We start from the raw sequence: 14,456 nt of genomic DNA, 5'->3' as shown, positions 1-14,456 counted from the left end.
ACACCCTCCACAAGGCGGCTTTCGCCGTAGAGCATGGCTGATATACTCAAGGCCACGGACATTCCTGTCAGCTTCGAGCGGAGAGTACATTTGAGCACACCAGGCCCCCGTCAGTTTCCCGCCACCCGCATGCGCCGTATGCGCCGTGACGACTTTTCCCGCCGGCTGATGCAGGAATCCACGCTGACGCCAAGCGACCTCATCCTGCCGGTGTTCGTACTGGAAGGCGAGAACCAGCGCGAAGCCGTCGCCTCCATGCCCGGCGTCGAGCGCCTCTCCATCGATCTTTTGATCGAGCAGGCGCGCGAGGCCTTCGAGCTCGGTATTCCGGCGCTGGCACTGTTCCCCGTGGTCGGCCCGGAGCATAAAAGCGAGTTCGCCGAAGAGGCCTACAACGCGGGCGGGCTAATCCAGCGCAGCGTGCGCGCCCTAAAAGCGGCGCTGCCGGAGCTCGGCATCATTACCGATGTGGCGCTGGACCCCTACACCAGCCACGGCCAGGACGGTATTCTCGACGAGCACGGCTACGTGCAGAACGACCGCACCGTCGACACGCTGTTGAAGCAGGCCCTCTCTCACGCCGAAGCCGGCGCCGACGTGCTCGCCCCTTCGGACATGATGGATGGGCGCATCGGCGCCATTCGCCGGGTGCTCGAGCAGGACAACCTGCACAACATTCGCATCATGGCCTACAGCGCCAAGTACGCCTCCGCCTATTACGGCCCATTTCGCGACGCGGTGGGCTCGGCGGGCAATCTGGGCAAAGCCGACAAGCGCACTTATCAGATGGACCCGGCCAATACCGACGAGGCAATCCACGAGGTCGCGCTCGACATTTCTGAGGGCGCCGACATGGTAATGGTCAAGCCCGGCATGCCGTATCTGGACGTGGTCCGCCGGGTCAAAAGCGAGCTTGGTGTGCCCACCTTCGCCTACCAAGTGAGCGGCGAGTACGCCATGCACCGCGCCGCTTTCGATAACGGCTGGCTCGACGCCGACGCGGTGATTCTCGAATCGCTGATGTGCTTCAAGCGCGCCGGCGCCGACGGCATTCTGACCTACTTCGCCCTCGACGCCGCGCGGCTGCTAAGCGCCCAACGCTAACCGGGTTCGCGTGACACGCAACTGTCATCTTTCTCCTGCAGAATCGGGCGCAACACACTAAGGTCAAAGGAAGCGCCAACAAGGCGCACCGCCCATTCTGCGGGGAATTCGTCATGGAGATGCAATCGTCCGACGCGACACCGCTTTCCGGTGCCGATTCGTCAAGCGCTGAAGGCGAGAGCCTTCCGCTTCGTATCAACCGCACCCCCACCGGTGTCCAGGCGAAGGAGGCGCTCGGCCAGACCGATCTGGACGACCCAGCGCTCTACTTCAACCGCGAGCTTTCCCACCTGCAGTTCAACATCCGCGTGCTCGAACAGGCCCTCGACGACGCTCACCCGCTGTTGAACCGGCTGATGTTTCTGCTGATTTTTTCCTCGAACATGGACGAGTTTTTCGAGATTCGCGTGGCCGGGCTGAAACACCAGGTGGCACTCAACGACAACGCCGCCTCCGCCGACGGCCGGCTGCCCAAGGCGGTGCTGGCCGAAATTTCCGACACCGCGCACCGCCAGATTCGCCGCCAGTATCAAATTCTCAACAACACCCTACTTCCGGCGCTGGAAGCCCAGGGGCTGCGCTTTCGCCGCCGCGACCAGTGGTGTGACGAGCAGCGCGCCTGGGTTCGCGCGTTTTTTGATCGCGAAATCATGCCGGTGATCAGCCCGATCGGCCTCGACCCGTCGCACCCGTTTCCCCGGCTGGTGAACAAGAGCCTCAACTTCATCGTCGAGCTCGAGGGCAAGGACGCGTTCGGGCGCGCCGGCGGCATGGCGATCCTGCCCGCCCCGCGCTCGCTGCCGCGGCTGATCGCGCTGCCGCGTGAGCTCTGCGCCGAGGGCTTCTCCGAGTACGTCTTCCTTTCGTCGATGATTCACGCGCATGCCGAGGAGCTTTTCCCCGGCATGCGCGTGCTGGGCTGCTATCAGTTCCGCTTGACCCGCAACGCGGATCTAAGCGTCGACCCGGAAGAGGTGTCGGATCTCGCCTCGGCGCTCAGAGGCGAGCTTCTGGCCCGGCGCTACGGCAGCGGCGTACGCCTGGAGGTGGCCAACAACTGCCCAGAAAGGCTGACCGGATTTCTGCTACACCAGTTCGACCTGACCGAGGATGACCTGTACCGGGTCGAGGGGCCGGTGAACCTGACGCGCATGATGTCGGTACTGGGCGACGTCGATCGCCCGGAGCTTGTGTACCGCCCCTTTATCCCGAGCGTGCCCAAAGGGCTGAAGGAGGGCAGCCTCTTCAACGCTATTCGCCAGCAGGACATTTTGCTGCACCACCCGTTCCAGGCGTTCTCACCGATCGAGGATCTGCTGCGCGAAGCGGCTCGCGACCCGGACGTGCTGGCGATCAAGCAGACGCTTTATCGCACCGGCGCGGACTCCTCCATCGTCGGCGCGCTGGTGGAGGCGGCAAGCCAGGGCAAGGAGGTCACCGTGGTGATCGAGCTGCGCGCGCGGTTCGACGAGGCCGATAACCTGCAGCTTGCCTCGCGCCTGCAGGAGGCCGGCGCGATCGTGATCTACGGCATCATGGCCTACAAGACCCACGCCAAGATGATCCACATCGTGCGTCGCGAAGGCGGTGAGCTCAGACACTACGCCCACCTGGGCACCGGCAACTACCACGCCAAAACCGCAAGGCTCTACACCGACTACAGCCTCATGACCGCCAATCAGGCGCTTTGCGCCGACGTCCTCCGCGTCTTCCAGCAGCTCTCCGGCATGGGCCAGACGCGCAAGATCGATACCCTCCTCCACGCCCCCTTCACGCTGCACGCGCGGCTGATCGAAATGATCGATCGCGAGGCGCAGTTCGCCGCCCGCGGCAAGCGCGGTCATATCATCATCAAGTGCAACTCGCTGACCGAGCCCAAGCTGATCAAGGCGCTCTACCGCGCCTCCCAGGCCGGCGTGGAGTGCGATCTGATCATTCGCGGCATGTGCAGCCTGCGCCCTGGGGTAAAGGGGGTATCGGAGAACATTCGCGTGCGCTCGATCATCGGCCGGTTTCTCGAGCACACCCGGGTATTCCACTTTCACAACGGCGGCAAACCGGAGACCTGGTGCGCCAGCGCCGACTTCATGACGCGCAACATGTTCCACCGGGTCGAAACCTGTTTTCTGCTCAAGGACAAAAAGCTCGCCAACCGCGTGCGCAAGGATTTGGAGACCTATCTGGTAGACAACTGCCAGAGCTGGATTCTGGAAAGCGACGGCAGCTACCACCTGCAAAGCCCGGGCAAGAGCGACCCGATAAGCGCTCAGGAGACGCTGCTGTACGCCTATGCTTCAAAAAGCTAGCGAGGTATGAGGGATAAGATGTGAGGTGTGTTACAACGCGCTCTGCCTTAGAATGAACGACACTAATACGTTCATCTCTAATCGTGAATTTTTGCCATGCTCGAACTACGCCATTTGCGCACTCTGATCGCGCTTCGCGAAACCGGCTCGCTGGTCGAGGCCGCCGAGCGCGTTCACCTCACCCAGTCGGCGCTATCGCATCAGTTGAAGGATCTGGAAAACCGGGTGGCAAGCCCGCTGTTCGTGCGCAAGACACGCCCGGTGGAGTTCACCCGCGCGGGGCTTCGCCTTCTTGCGCTGGCCGACGAGCTTCTGCCCGCGGTGCGCCGCGCCGAGCGCGACCTGGCGAGGCTTGCCGGTACCGAGCAGGGCCGGCTTCACATGGCGATCGAGTGCCACAGCTGCTTTCAGTGGCTGATGCCGACGGTGGACTACTTTCGCGATCACTGGCCGGAAATAGAGATCGACATCCCGAGCGGCCACCACTTCGACCCGCTACCGGCGCTGGCCCGCGAGCAGCTCGATCTGGTGATCACCGCCGACCCGCAGCCGATCGACGGCATCCACTACGCGCCGCTGTTTCGCTACGAGGGCCTTCTAGCCGTGGCGCGCCAGCACCCCTTCGCCAAAAAGGGCTTCGTCACCCCTCAGGAGCTAGCCGAAGAGACACTGATCACCTACCCGGTGGAGCACTCAAGGCTGGACGTTTTCACCCAGTTTCTGAGCCCCGCCCAGGTACGTCCGAAAGAGATTCGAACCGCCGAGCTCACCATCATGATGATGCAGCTGGTGGCCAGCGGGCGCGGCGTGTGTGCGCTGCCCAACTGGGCGCTGACCGAGTATCTGGAGCGCGACTACGTAAGCGCAGTGACGCTCGGCGAAACGGGGATCTGGAGCACGCTGTTCGCGGCGATTCGCGAAGAAACCCGCGCCACGCCTTGGATGCGCGACTTTCTGCGCACCGCACGGGAAACCTCGTTTGCGGTGCTCAGCGGCGTCAAACCGGCGACTCCCGACGAGGAATCAACAGCGTAAAGCGCGCGCCGCCAAGCTTGGGGCTTTCGTCGACGGTGACGCTGCCGCCGTGGCCAGACATGACTTTCTGTACGATAGAGAGCCCCAGGCCATAGCCGCCGGAGCTTCGCGCGCGGCTGTCGTCCAGCCGCGCGAAGGGTTTGAAGATGTCGCTGCGCGCCTCTACCGGCACGCCCGGGCCGTCGTCCTCGACGTCGAAGCGCACCAGCTGCGGCTCGTCCCACAGCCGAATGACGACCTGAGTGCGCCCGTGGCGGCAGGCGTTGCTGACCAGGTTTTGCAGCGCCCGCTGTAGATAGCGCGGCTCGGCCAGAAGCTCGATGTCGCTGTCCGCTTCGAGCGTGATCGACAGCGACTTGTGCAGCGGCGTCAGCGCGTCGATCACGCGGCTCGCCATGGCGCAGCACTCCATTGGCACCATTTCCAGCGGGTCACCGTGATCCGGCCCGCCGCCCAAGCGAGCGTAGGTCAAAATCTCGTCGACCAAGTCGTCAAGCTCGGCGATGTCGGCGTCGATCCCCTGGAGCTGATGGCGAATCGATGGCTCTTCGGTCATGTCCTCGACCATTTGCACGGCAAAACGAATGCGCGCCACCGGCGTTCTTAGCTCGTGGGACACCGCGCGAATCATCTCCTGCTGGCCTTTCAAAAGCGTCTGTACCTGGCTTGCCATGGCGTTGAAGGCCATTCCCAGCCGGCCCAAAAAGTCACCGCTTTCGACCTTCACGCGAGTTTCGAGCCGGCCGCTGGCGATGCGGGTGGCGGCAAGCTCCAAACGCGCCATGCGCGCCTCGATGCTGCGCATGATCAGATAGATGATCAGACTCAGCACCGCCATGACGCCGATGAGTAGCGGCAGGTGAAGCCCCAGCGGCATGGTTTCGTGGCGCGGGATCGGGCCGACCTTCAGCCACTCGTCGCTTCCAGGCACGCTGTAGAGAAACGATAGCGTCAGCTGCTCGGTGACCAGTCTTGTCACGACCTCGCCGCGCGCCAGCGCTTGACGCTGAAGGGTCGTCAGGTCTTCGGGCGGCGTGGTTAGTAGCGTCAGCGGCCAGTGGGACAAGCGCAGCTCGGAGAGCAGCGCCGGGCGCTCGTCCGGCGGGGTCTGGCCGAGCCAGTCGCCAAGCAGCGCCACGCTTGCCTGCCACTGGCGCTCGCTCCAGCCCATGAGGGTCGCACTCAAAAGCGTTCCCTGCTCGAAGGAGTCGCCGGGAATGAGCTGGCGAAGCTGCCACGGGTCTTCGTCGATCATCAGGCGACCGCGCTGCAGCCGGGCGGCCTCGAAATAGCCAGGCGCGGCGTCCGCCACGGGAATGAGAGTGAGCTGCATGCCGAACTGGCGGGCGAAGGTTTCCAGCCGCTCGGCGCGGCGCTCGAGCGCGAGCGTGGCAAGCTGGCGGGTCATCAGCGTCATGGGCAGGCTTGCGAGCTCTTCGCGAAACTCCTCGCGGCGCACCTGCTCGATGAAAGTACGCCCGCCGATGGAGAGCAAAAAGACGACGCACAGGGCCAGACCCAGCAGCACGTAAAAGCGGAGAAAGGATCCCTGGCTAGGCACGCGCGGCATGAGACCTACCTCGCGGGTACGCGTTCGCTGCGAAGGCAACAGTACCGTCAGCTATCCTTGACAAAGAGGTAGCCCTTGCTGCGAACGGTCTTGATACGGTGCGGCTGATGGGGGTCGTCGCCGATCTTGGGTCGAATACGCGACACGCGCACGTCGATGGAACGGTCCTGGCCGTCGTACTTGATGCCGCGCAGATCGCTGAATATCTCTTCCCGTGTCAGGACGTTGCCGGCGTTGCGCGCCAAGAGCCACAGAAGATCGAACTCGGCGCTGGTCAGGTCGATACGCTCGCCGTCCAGAAACGCCTCGCGGGTGGCGCTGTCGATGTCCAGATTGGAAAACTGAAGCCGTACTTCGCCATTGGGGGCGGTGGGCACGTCGGCGCGGCGCATCAGCGCGCGCATGCGGGCCAGCAGTACGCGGGGCTGCACGGGTTTGGGCACGTAGTCGTCGGCGCCCATTTCGAGCCCCAGCACTTGGTCCAGGTCGTCGGTACGCGCGGTCAGCATCATGATCGGCCCGGCGAAGTTATGGCGAACCCGCCGGCAGATCGACAGGCCGTCTTCCCCGGGCAGCATCAGATCCAGAATTACCAGATCCGGCTGCAGCTCGAGAATGCGCTCGACCCCTTTGCCGCCGTCGGCTTCCACCGTAACCTTGAAACCATTGTTTTCCAGATAATCGCGGGTTAACCCGGCCAGGCGCTGATCGTCTTCGATGATGAGCACGTGGTCTTTATCGGGACAGTCGTTCATGAGCGGCTCCCGCTTCCTTGATAATGGATCATTGCCTCAGTGGCCCAGGCTCTCTTAATAACACGGAGCCCCCTTCCATGGTAACACTTGCTTACCATTTATTAACGTTTGTGTTTTAAATTGCAAGTGGGCATCGATACGTACTTCCTCACGCGCCGCTCGTTTTCAGCACGCCCCCGCTTGATTACCATTTCAGGCCGCGCTAATGTGGCCTTTATCGGTTGTCAACCTTTCATTTGGCTACTGGCAGGAGAAAACGATGAGTAATCACAAGACCAAAAGCGTCATCAAACGGGTTTATGTACCGACCCAGGTTCGCGATTTGCCCAACGGCGAAAAGCTGACCATTCCGGGCCACTACAAGGCCCCGCCGTCCAGCGACGACAACGCCCAGCATTGATGCTCCAGGCGCCTGAACCGGCTATAAAGGTTTGGCGCGCCTGAATTTACCGGCACCAACGTTTTACAGGCACCAACGTTTTACAGGCACCAACGTTTTACAGGCACAAAAAAAGCAGGCCCGCATGGGCCTGCTTTTTCGTGTTGCGGTAACGACGCTATCCCTTGGGCCCGAACAAGAACCAGATGATGAGTCCAATGAGTGGGAAAAACAGCAGCACCAGAATCCAGATCAGCTTGGCAAGACCGCCCGCCGAGCTTTTGGCGACTTTCACGATCGCCCAGATAACGATAATCAACCAAATAAGGCCCAGCAGTCCGCCGACTTCGATTCCCATAACGACTCTCCTTGTGTACTGATGTCCCTGTGTGACTCGCTTAGCATAGCACCTTGTGTTCAACATGCGAGGCCACGAATCGACGCCGTGCAGTCCTCAAGGTGGAAGGCGTAGCAACATTTCGCCGCCAGTGATTTCGATGGTGAAAAGATTCAGAAAGCTCATGCCTAAAAGCACGGTGTCGCGCTCCATCCCGGGGCTGATCGAGCCCTGCACGTTATTGGCCTGCAAACTCCCCAAAGTTACCTCGTCGAGTTCGGTCAAATGGCCTTTCACCCGGCCGTTAGCGGTATTGAACCAGGCGCTGCGACCGGAAGTGAGCGAGAGCCGCTCGGCAAGCTCGGTGGACACCGCCACGTAGGTGGCGCCGGTATCGAGTAAAAACGTGACCGGCTCGCCATTGATGCGCCCGGGCGCCTCGAAATGCCCGGAGCGATTGCGCGAAAGCCGCACCGGCGCGCCGTCGGGTGCCGAGTTGATGACGTGGGCGTTGGGCGTGGTCAGGTTCTTGAAACCGCCGTCGATCAGCCAGGTGCCGGCGCCGATCAGCAGCACCCAGAAAAGCAGCATCATCACGATGCCGCCGCGCTGCGCGCGTTGCGATGTCATACACACCCCCATCATCAGGTGCTTTGCCATGCCGTCGCCGCCTCGCGACCGCGCCTTTCGTTGACACCAGCACAGATCAGCATCGCCGTTAAAAAGAGCCCTGCACATAATAGGATAGAGGCTTGAAGGCCAATCAACGTTTGCAGCACGCCCAGCACGACAATCCCCAGAACCCCCGCCAGCTTGTTGGCGAGCCCCCAGAAGCCGAAGAACTCCGCCGATTTGGCCAAGGGTGAAAAAACGCCCACCAGCGCGCGGCTGGCCGATTGGCTCGACCCAAGGCTCAGCCCCGCCAGGCACCCGACGTATAAAAAGACGTACTGCGCCTGCCACTGCCAGCCAAACTGCGCGTTGGCCCAGTCGGTCAGCTCCGGCGTCGCCCAGATAGCGATGATGGCAACGACCCAGAGCGCCAACGTCATTTGGTAGGTGCGCTTGGCGCCGAAAGTGTCCTGAATGAAGCCAAAGCCCACCGCACCGACGGCGGCGGTCACCTGCACGACGATGAACATGATGTTGCGCACGCTCTCGTCCCAGCCGATCACTTGGGCGCCGTAGATGAAAGCGAAGGCGATGATGATGTAAACCCCGGCCATCGAGAACAACAGCGATACCAGAAAGATCGTCAGGTCGCGAAAATGGCGCAGCTCCTTGAACGTGGAAAAAAGCTGCGCCGTGGCGATTTGTCGATACGACACGCCGCCGGGCCTTGCCACGCCGCGCTCCTTGAGCCACAAAAAGGTAGGGATGGCGGCCACCAAAAAGAAGCCGGCCGCGAAAGGCCCCACCCAGCGGATGCGATCAAAATTGTCGAGCGTGGCTTCCCCCAGCACCACTAGGGTGAAGCCCGCCGCCAGCAGCCCGCCGATATAGCCCAACGCCCAGCCGAAGCCCGAGATTTTTCCCAGCGACTGCGGCGGGCCAAGCTCGGGCAAAAAGGCGGCGATGAACGACTCCCCCATCGAGTAGGCGTAGTTGGAAAGCACGATCAGCAAAAGCCCCGCCACCACGTAGCCGGGCTCGACGAAGTACAGCATGGCGGTGGTCGCTACCGTCGCGAGGTAGCTTGCCAGCAAAAAGCGCTTTTTCTCGGCGCGGTAATCCATGATGGCCCCGCAAAGTGGCGCGCTCACCACCACCATCAGGTAGCTTGTGGCCAGCGCCAGGCTCCACAGAAAGTTGGCCAAGCGAAAGCCGTCGCCGCGGTCGCCGACAATGACGGTCGTAAACAGCTCGCCAAACACCACCGTGATGATGAGTAGCGTGTAGGCCTGGTTGGCGAAATCGAACATCGCCCAGCCAAAGATTTCGCGGCGGGAGGCGTAGACCGGCGCGCTTTTCGACGCTTCAGATGACGTATTCAGGGACATGGAGGCTCTCGAGCTGACAGACTTCAACAGAGTGACAATGCTCTACAGTAACGCGTAACCCGGTAAAAATGGGATGACAGAGGGAGAAAGTTGCTCTAGTTTTCTGAGAAGCCATGCCGGGATACTGCCCAATGCCACACGGAGTCGCTGCACACAGGCCAGCACTGACGAAAAGAGTATCGTTGCTGGTCGGGCTTGCGTGGTGTTTTGCGGCGTTTGGCGACGACGCCCCCTCGCTTTCGCATTTCTCGTACGTCACCGAAGAGTACCCGCCCTACAATCACCGCGATCAGGGCTCGCAAAAGGGGCAGACGATCGAGCTGCTCAGGCAACTGTTTCAACATACGCATACCCCCTTCGACCCGGCCCTCATTCAGAGTTACCCATGGCTTCGCGCCTACCAATTGGCGCTTGAAACGCCGAATACCGTGCTGTTTTCGACCAACCGTACCCCGTCCAGAGAGCCGCTTTTCGACTGGGTCGGCCCCATTGCCATCGACCGGGTCGCGCTGATCGCCCGCCGAGAGCCCGGCATGACCCTTGACACCCTCGACGAGGCGGCCGGAGCCGGCCTTCGAATCGCCGCCATACGGGGAGACATCGGCGAGCTCAATCTGGTCGAGGCGGGCTATCCGGATCACCTGATTCACCGGGCGCTGGACAGCCAAAGCGCCCTCGCCATGCTAATGAACGCGCGTGTCGATCTGTGGGCCTACAGCACGAGCGTGGTCGACTGGCTGGCCGAGCGCGCCGGCCACGCTCCCACCGCGCTCGAGCCGATCCATACGCTAAGCCGCTACCCGCTCTACTTCGCGATCAACAGACAAAGCGACCCGGCGCTGGTGGCGCACTTTCAACGGGCGCTGGCCGAGCTGCACGCGCTTGAAGAACCCTCGCTGGTGCATAAGGATGAGTAGCGCAAGGCGCCTTCACTGGCTCACTTTTCTCACTTGGCTGACGGCGATGCTTTCCTGCTCGCCGCTGTCGGCGCAAACGCCGACCTACCGGCTGAGCGTCAATACCGAAGAGTACCCCCCGTTCAATTATGAAATCGACGGCGAGATCGTTGGCGACGCCACCGCGCGGCTGCGCCGGGCCTTCGAAGAGGTCGGCATCGACGCCCAGTTTCAGCTTTTTCCTTGGGCGCGAGCGTACACCGAGGCGCGCTTTCGCCCGGATCACTGCGTCTACTCCACCACCCGCACGCCCGCGCGGGAGCTGATGTTTCGCTGGGCCGGGCCATTGGCGATCAACGAATGGGCGGCGCTGGCGCGTACCGACACCCCCTTTACGCCGACACAGATCAAAGAGCTTCGAGGCCTGCGGGTGGGCAGCTTTCGCGAAGACGCGATTGGCGACTATGTCGAAAGCCGTGGCATCAGCGTCATTCGAGCGCCGAGCGAGCGGGTGAACGTGGCGCGCCTGGAGGCCGGGCTTTTGGACGTCATCGTTACCGGCCGGGCAACGGCAGAGGCCATCGCCGCCGAACGCCACCTCACCCTGCGCCACTTGTTTACCTTCGCCTACATGCCGCTTTACCTCGCCTGCCATCCAAGCGTTCCCCATCACGTGATGATGCGGCTTCAGCACGTCCTGCGAGCGACGCCATGAAAAATCGCGCCGGGCTCGTCAGAGGACGCCTGACGTTCAAACAGGCGCTGTTAACGCTGCTGATCGCCACCCTGATCAGCCTAGTGTCGGGTAGTCTGGAGCTTTTGGGCCACGCCCACACCATGCGCCAGGACATCGAGCAGCGCACAGAGCAGCAGATCGCGATCATCAACGGCGCGGCGGCGGAGGCGGCGTTTCAGCTCAACCCCGAGCTTGCCGAGCAGATCGCCTCGGGACTGTTCAACGACAGCGACGTCGCCTACGTCATGATCCGGGACGATTTCGGTCGGGTGCTGGCCGATTTCGATGCGCGTTCAGGGCCGCTTGGCTGGCTCGGCGAGGCGCTGTTTGGCGACATGCTCGAGTACCAAGCGCCGCTTCGCTATTACGTGGACGACGCGCTCCCGGCGTCGCGCGTCGGCGAAATCCACCTGGCACTCGATCACGAGCACCTCACCGCTCGGTTTCTGGCGCGCGGCTTCAGCGTAGTGGGCGTCAGTATTCTGGAAGCCTTTCTACTGAGCCTTCTGTTCGTGCTCTTTTTTCACGTCTTCATCACCAGGCCCCTGCTACAGGTACACGCGGCCATCATCGAAACCGACCCGGCGCTGCCCGCCCACTGGCCCAAGCCGCAGCTCAGAGGCCACCGTAACGACGAACTGGGCCACCTGGTCGAGAGCATGGATCACCTGCTGTGCGAATTTCAGCGCGGGCTGGAGCAGCGCGACCATCTGCACCAGCTCTCGCACCACGATGGATTGACCGGCATCGCCAACCGTCGCTACTTCGACACCTTTCTGGAAAGCCAGTGGGCGAGCGCCGTACAGACCCAGGCGCCGCTAGCGATCATCTTCATCGATATCGACTGTTTCAAGGCGTTCAACGACTACTACGGCCATACCACGGGCGACGAGACGCTCAAAAGCGTGGCGCGCACGCTCAATCGCTGCATCGATTCAAACACGGGCCTTCTGGCGCGCTACGGCGGCGAGGAGTTCGTCTGCGTGCTGCCGGGCAAGGACCTTTACGCCGCGCTGAACACCGCCAACTATCTGCGCCAGGCAGTGCTGGCACTCGCGATCCCCCACGCCCGAAATCTCACCGACAGCGTGCTGACGCTGAGCATGGGCGTGGCCTGCCAACACCCGGTCCGCGATGAGTCGCCAGGTCAGCTCCTAAAGCTTGCCGATGCACGGCTTTACCACGCCAAAAACCGCGGGCGAAACCGCATAGAAGCGTTCAGGCCGGTATTTCCCGAGGCCTGAACCGCCCACGAAAAAAGGGCCGTGATGGCCCTTTTTAAGGTACGTTCTGCTTGAAATAGCTTCGGCTTAACGTACCTTCGGCGCTGATCGTTATATTTGGCAAGGCCGAGTGAACGCGTGCTGGCGCCACCCCGTCAGGTGAGCAGCCAGTGCGCCAGCACCGCGGAGAAGCCGATGACCAGCGCCGTCAACACCGCCACGATCACGACCAGATCCAGCCACCGATCGAAGGTGGCGCTGTAGCGTTCGAGCGCCGCCCCCTTGGGCTGTCGTCGCGTGGCGCCGTGGCGTGGTCGAGCCATGAGCGCTTACTCCTGTGAACGGTTCGTTGAATGATACGTCAAGTTTAGCCCTTGATGCGACGATTGACCACGAGCGGCGCCCGGCGCAGGCGTTCGCGCTCGGCGTCACTCAGCTCGTCGGCTTCGAAGGCGTCGGCACCCACCGGCGTATCGCCGTGACGGCGATAGAGCTGGGTCAGCATCGAGCGGCGATCCGCCTGCAGCTCGCGCACCAGTACGTACACCATCAAATAGAGAATGAAGGTAAAGGGCAGCGCCGCCAGTACCGCCGCGGACTGAAGCCCGGTCAGGCCGCCTGCCGCGATCAGCGTCAAACAGATCGCCGCGATCAGTACCCCCCAAGTCACGCGCTTGTAAAGCGGCGGGTTGATGGAGCCGTTATCGGTCATCTGCGCCACGATGTAAGAGGCCGAGTCCGCCGAAGTCACCAAAAAGATGAAGATCAGCAGAATCGAGACCAGCGAGAGAGCGCTGGTGAACGGCATCAGCTCGTACATCTCAAAAAGCGCCACGGTGATGTTCTCCTGAGTGGCCGCGGCCAGGCCGATGTTGTCGCCGTTGAGCTCCATGGTGAGCGCGGCGCCGCCAAAAACGCCGATCCACAGGCACGCAAGCAGCGGCGGCATGATCAGCACACCGAATACGTACTCCTTGATCGTGCGCCCACGGGAAACCCGCGCCACGAAGGTACCGACGAAGGGCGACCAGGCGATGACCCAGGCCCAGTAGAAGATCGTCCACTCGCTCGCCCAGGTATTCGGGTTATGGGGCGAAATACGCAGGCTCATGCCGATGAAATTCTGGATGTAGTCGCCGATGCCCAGCGTAATGGTTTCCAGAATCGCAAGCGTCGGGCCGGTGATCAGCACGTAGAGCATTAAACCGATACAGATGGCCAAGTTCAGATTCGATAGCCGCTTGATGCCCTTGTCGAGCCCCGACCAGGTCGAGAGCATGTAGGCGCAGAACATCACCGCCAAAATGATGAACTGCCAAAGCGTGCCTTCGGGTACGCCAAACACCGCGTTGAGCCCGCCGTTCATCTGTAAAACGCCCAGGCCCAGCGACGTTGCCACCCCCATCACCGTGGCCACCACCGCGAACACGTCGATCCAGGAAACGAAGGGGCGAAGGACGGGCTTTTTCGCCACGATTGACGAGAGCACCGAGGAGACCAGTCCGGCCTGACCCTTGCGAAACTGAAAGTAGGCGATGATCAGACCCACCACCGAGAAAGCCGCCCACTGGTGGATGCCCCAGTTGAAGTAGCTGTACTGGATAGCGTAGCGCGCCGCGGCTTCGGTTTCCGGCTCAAAATCACCATAAGGCGGCTCGATGAAGTGGCTCATCGGCTCGGCCATGCCGTAGAACACCAGCCCCACGCCGAAACCGGCGGCGAGCAGCATGCTGATCCAGGAGAAAAACGTGTAGTCCGGCTTAGAGTCCTGAGGGCCCAAGCGCACCTTGCCGTATTTGCTGAACGCCAGCCCAAACAGAAACAGCACGAAGCCAAACACCGATAGCAGGTAGAACCACCCCAAATACTCGGTCACTGCCCCCAGCGCAGCTTCGGCACCGCTGCCAAAGCGCTCCGGGAACGAAGCGCCCACGATGACCAGCCCAAAGATGATTACGGTAGAGGCGATGAATACTAGCTTGCCTTCTTTACGAACCATAGCGTTTCCCTGTGTGCCTGGAGCTCACCATCCCTGCCGGCTGCCCATGTCGAATGTATTATTAATCTAACCTCACGGCGCGAGTCGCACACCGTGGGCTTCAGCATAGTTGCCAA

14 protein-coding genes are annotated in these 14,456 nt (G+C 61.9%); 7 read left to right on the top strand and 7 right to left on the bottom strand.

What is annotated here, in order from left to right:
- The first annotated feature begins 90 nt into the window (after positions 1-90).
- The 3 genes from hemB to ACGLWX_RS06295 all read left to right on the top strand — a co-directional run bounded on the left by hemB (position 91) and on the right by ACGLWX_RS06295 (position 4,445).
- The gene (gene hemB / locus ACGLWX_RS06305) at positions 91-1,104 is read left to right on the top strand and encodes a porphobilinogen synthase (RefSeq protein WP_396238280.1); all 1,014 of its coding nucleotides are present in this window, start codon (positions 91-93) and stop codon (positions 1,102-1,104) included.
- A gap of 113 nt (positions 1,105-1,217) precedes the next feature.
- On the top strand, positions 1,218-3,410 hold the full coding sequence (gene ppk1, locus ACGLWX_RS06300) for a polyphosphate kinase 1 (protein ID WP_396238278.1): 2,193 nt from the start codon (positions 1,218-1,220) through the stop codon (positions 3,408-3,410).
- A gap of 96 nt (positions 3,411-3,506) precedes the next feature.
- On the top strand, positions 3,507-4,445 hold the full coding sequence (locus ACGLWX_RS06295) for a LysR family transcriptional regulator (protein WP_252106228.1): 939 nt from the start codon (positions 3,507-3,509) through the stop codon (positions 4,443-4,445).
- On the opposite strand, the gene ACGLWX_RS06290 is transcribed toward ACGLWX_RS06295, so the two are convergent.
- Together ACGLWX_RS06290 and ACGLWX_RS06285 are read right to left on the bottom strand one after the other, a co-directional pair.
- Positions 4,408-6,015, bottom strand: a complete 1,608-nt coding sequence (locus ACGLWX_RS06290; RefSeq protein WP_396238276.1) for an ATP-binding protein — start codon at positions 6,013-6,015, stop codon at positions 4,408-4,410. The two genes, ACGLWX_RS06295 and ACGLWX_RS06290, sit on opposite strands and share 38 nt — an antisense overlap.
- Before the next feature lie 47 nt (positions 6,016-6,062).
- Positions 6,063-6,770, bottom strand: a complete 708-nt coding sequence (locus ACGLWX_RS06285; RefSeq protein WP_252106226.1) for a winged helix-turn-helix domain-containing protein — start codon at positions 6,768-6,770, stop codon at positions 6,063-6,065.
- 259 nt (positions 6,771-7,029) lie between these two features.
- Here ACGLWX_RS06285 and ACGLWX_RS06280 point away from each other — a divergent pair, with 259 nt between their 5' ends.
- A complete protein-coding gene (locus ACGLWX_RS06280) occupies positions 7,030-7,170 on the top strand; it encodes a hypothetical protein (protein WP_252106225.1) in 141 nt (46 codons plus the stop codon).
- A 157-nt stretch (positions 7,171-7,327) separates the two neighbouring features.
- Here the strand turns inward: ACGLWX_RS06280 and ACGLWX_RS06275 are convergent, their stop codons facing one another.
- The 3 genes from ACGLWX_RS06275 to ACGLWX_RS06265 form a co-directional block, all read right to left on the bottom strand.
- Positions 7,328-7,507 carry a PLDc N-terminal domain-containing protein gene (locus ACGLWX_RS06275; RefSeq protein ID WP_089713609.1) on the bottom strand — a complete coding sequence of 60 codons (180 nt, stop codon included), beginning with the start codon at positions 7,505-7,507 and terminating at the stop codon, positions 7,328-7,330.
- 96 nt (positions 7,508-7,603) lie between these two features.
- Positions 7,604-8,116 (bottom strand): TIGR02281 family clan AA aspartic protease, encoded by a 513-nt coding sequence (locus tag ACGLWX_RS06270; protein ID WP_396238274.1) that lies wholly within the window; start codon positions 8,114-8,116, stop codon positions 7,604-7,606.
- 14 nt (positions 8,117-8,130) lie between these two features.
- On the bottom strand, positions 8,131-9,486 hold the full coding sequence (locus ACGLWX_RS06265; protein ID WP_396238272.1) for an MFS transporter: 1,356 nt from the start codon (positions 9,484-9,486) through the stop codon (positions 8,131-8,133).
- A 182-nt stretch (positions 9,487-9,668) separates the two neighbouring features.
- On the opposite strand from ACGLWX_RS06265, the gene ACGLWX_RS06260 reads away from it, so the two are divergent.
- The 3 genes from ACGLWX_RS06260 to ACGLWX_RS06250 are packed head-to-tail and all read left to right on the top strand — an operon-like array spanning position 9,669 to position 12,362.
- Positions 9,669-10,403, top strand: a complete 735-nt coding sequence (locus tag ACGLWX_RS06260) for a substrate-binding periplasmic protein (protein WP_396238270.1) — start codon at positions 9,669-9,671, stop codon at positions 10,401-10,403.
- Positions 10,396-11,097 (top strand): substrate-binding periplasmic protein, encoded by a 702-nt coding sequence (locus ACGLWX_RS06255; protein WP_396238268.1) that lies wholly within the window; start codon positions 10,396-10,398, stop codon positions 11,095-11,097. Before ACGLWX_RS06260 ends, ACGLWX_RS06255 begins: the two co-directional genes overlap by 8 nt.
- A complete protein-coding gene (locus ACGLWX_RS06250; protein WP_396238266.1) occupies positions 11,094-12,362 on the top strand; it encodes a diguanylate cyclase domain-containing protein in 1,269 nt (422 codons plus the stop codon). The genes ACGLWX_RS06255 and ACGLWX_RS06250 overlap by 4 nt, the downstream gene beginning before the upstream one ends.
- A 134-nt stretch (positions 12,363-12,496) precedes the next feature.
- Here ACGLWX_RS06250 and ACGLWX_RS06245 read toward each other — a convergent pair whose 3' ends face one another.
- Complete coding sequence (locus ACGLWX_RS06245) at positions 12,497-12,664, bottom strand: hypothetical protein (RefSeq protein ID WP_252106219.1); 168 nt, start codon at positions 12,662-12,664, stop codon at positions 12,497-12,499.
- 44 nt (positions 12,665-12,708) lie between these two features.
- Positions 12,709-14,340 carry a BCCT family transporter gene (locus ACGLWX_RS06240; RefSeq protein ID WP_252106218.1) on the bottom strand — a complete coding sequence of 544 codons (1,632 nt, stop codon included), beginning with the start codon at positions 14,338-14,340 and terminating at the stop codon, positions 12,709-12,711.
- Between the last annotated feature and the right edge of the window lie 116 nt (positions 14,341-14,456).

The sequence above is a fragment of the Halomonas sp. HMF6819 genome, assembly GCF_044335525.1.
GTDB lineage: Bacteria > Pseudomonadota > Gammaproteobacteria > Pseudomonadales > Halomonadaceae > Vreelandella.
The sequence above is the reverse complement of the archived record's forward strand: the minus strand, read 5'-3'. Positions and strand labels throughout refer to the sequence as shown.

Excerpts from the sequence above, each read along its gene's own strand:
- ACGLWX_RS06280 (WP_252106225.1), top strand. The coding sequence starts at position 7,030 with ATGAGTAATCACAAGACCAAAAGCGTCATCAAACGGGTTTATGTACCG.
- ppk1 (WP_396238278.1), top strand. The coding sequence starts at position 1,218 with ATGGAGATGCAATCGTCCGACGCGACACCGCTTTCCGGTGCCGATTCG.
- ACGLWX_RS06255 (WP_396238268.1), top strand. The coding sequence starts at position 10,396 with ATGAGTAGCGCAAGGCGCCTTCACTGGCTCACTTTTCTCACTTGGCTG.
- ACGLWX_RS06285 (WP_252106226.1), bottom strand. The coding sequence starts at position 6,770 with ATGAACGACTGTCCCGATAAAGACCACGTGCTCATCATCGAAGACGAT.
- ACGLWX_RS06245 (WP_252106219.1), bottom strand. The coding sequence starts at position 12,664 with ATGGCTCGACCACGCCACGGCGCCACGCGACGACAGCCCAAGGGGGCG.
- ACGLWX_RS06290 (WP_396238276.1), bottom strand. The coding sequence starts at position 6,015 with ATGCCGCGCGTGCCTAGCCAGGGATCCTTTCTCCGCTTTTACGTGCTG.
- ACGLWX_RS06250 (WP_396238266.1), top strand. The coding sequence starts at position 11,094 with ATGAAAAATCGCGCCGGGCTCGTCAGAGGACGCCTGACGTTCAAACAG.
- ACGLWX_RS06275 (WP_089713609.1), bottom strand. The coding sequence starts at position 7,507 with ATGGGAATCGAAGTCGGCGGACTGCTGGGCCTTATTTGGTTGATTATC.
- ACGLWX_RS06240 (WP_252106218.1), bottom strand. The coding sequence starts at position 14,340 with ATGGTTCGTAAAGAAGGCAAGCTAGTATTCATCGCCTCTACCGTAATC.
- ACGLWX_RS06270 (WP_396238274.1), bottom strand. The coding sequence starts at position 8,116 with ATGACATCGCAACGCGCGCAGCGCGGCGGCATCGTGATGATGCTGCTT.
- ACGLWX_RS06295 (WP_252106228.1), top strand. The coding sequence starts at position 3,507 with ATGCTCGAACTACGCCATTTGCGCACTCTGATCGCGCTTCGCGAAACC.
- ACGLWX_RS06265 (WP_396238272.1), bottom strand. The coding sequence starts at position 9,486 with ATGTCCCTGAATACGTCATCTGAAGCGTCGAAAAGCGCGCCGGTCTAC.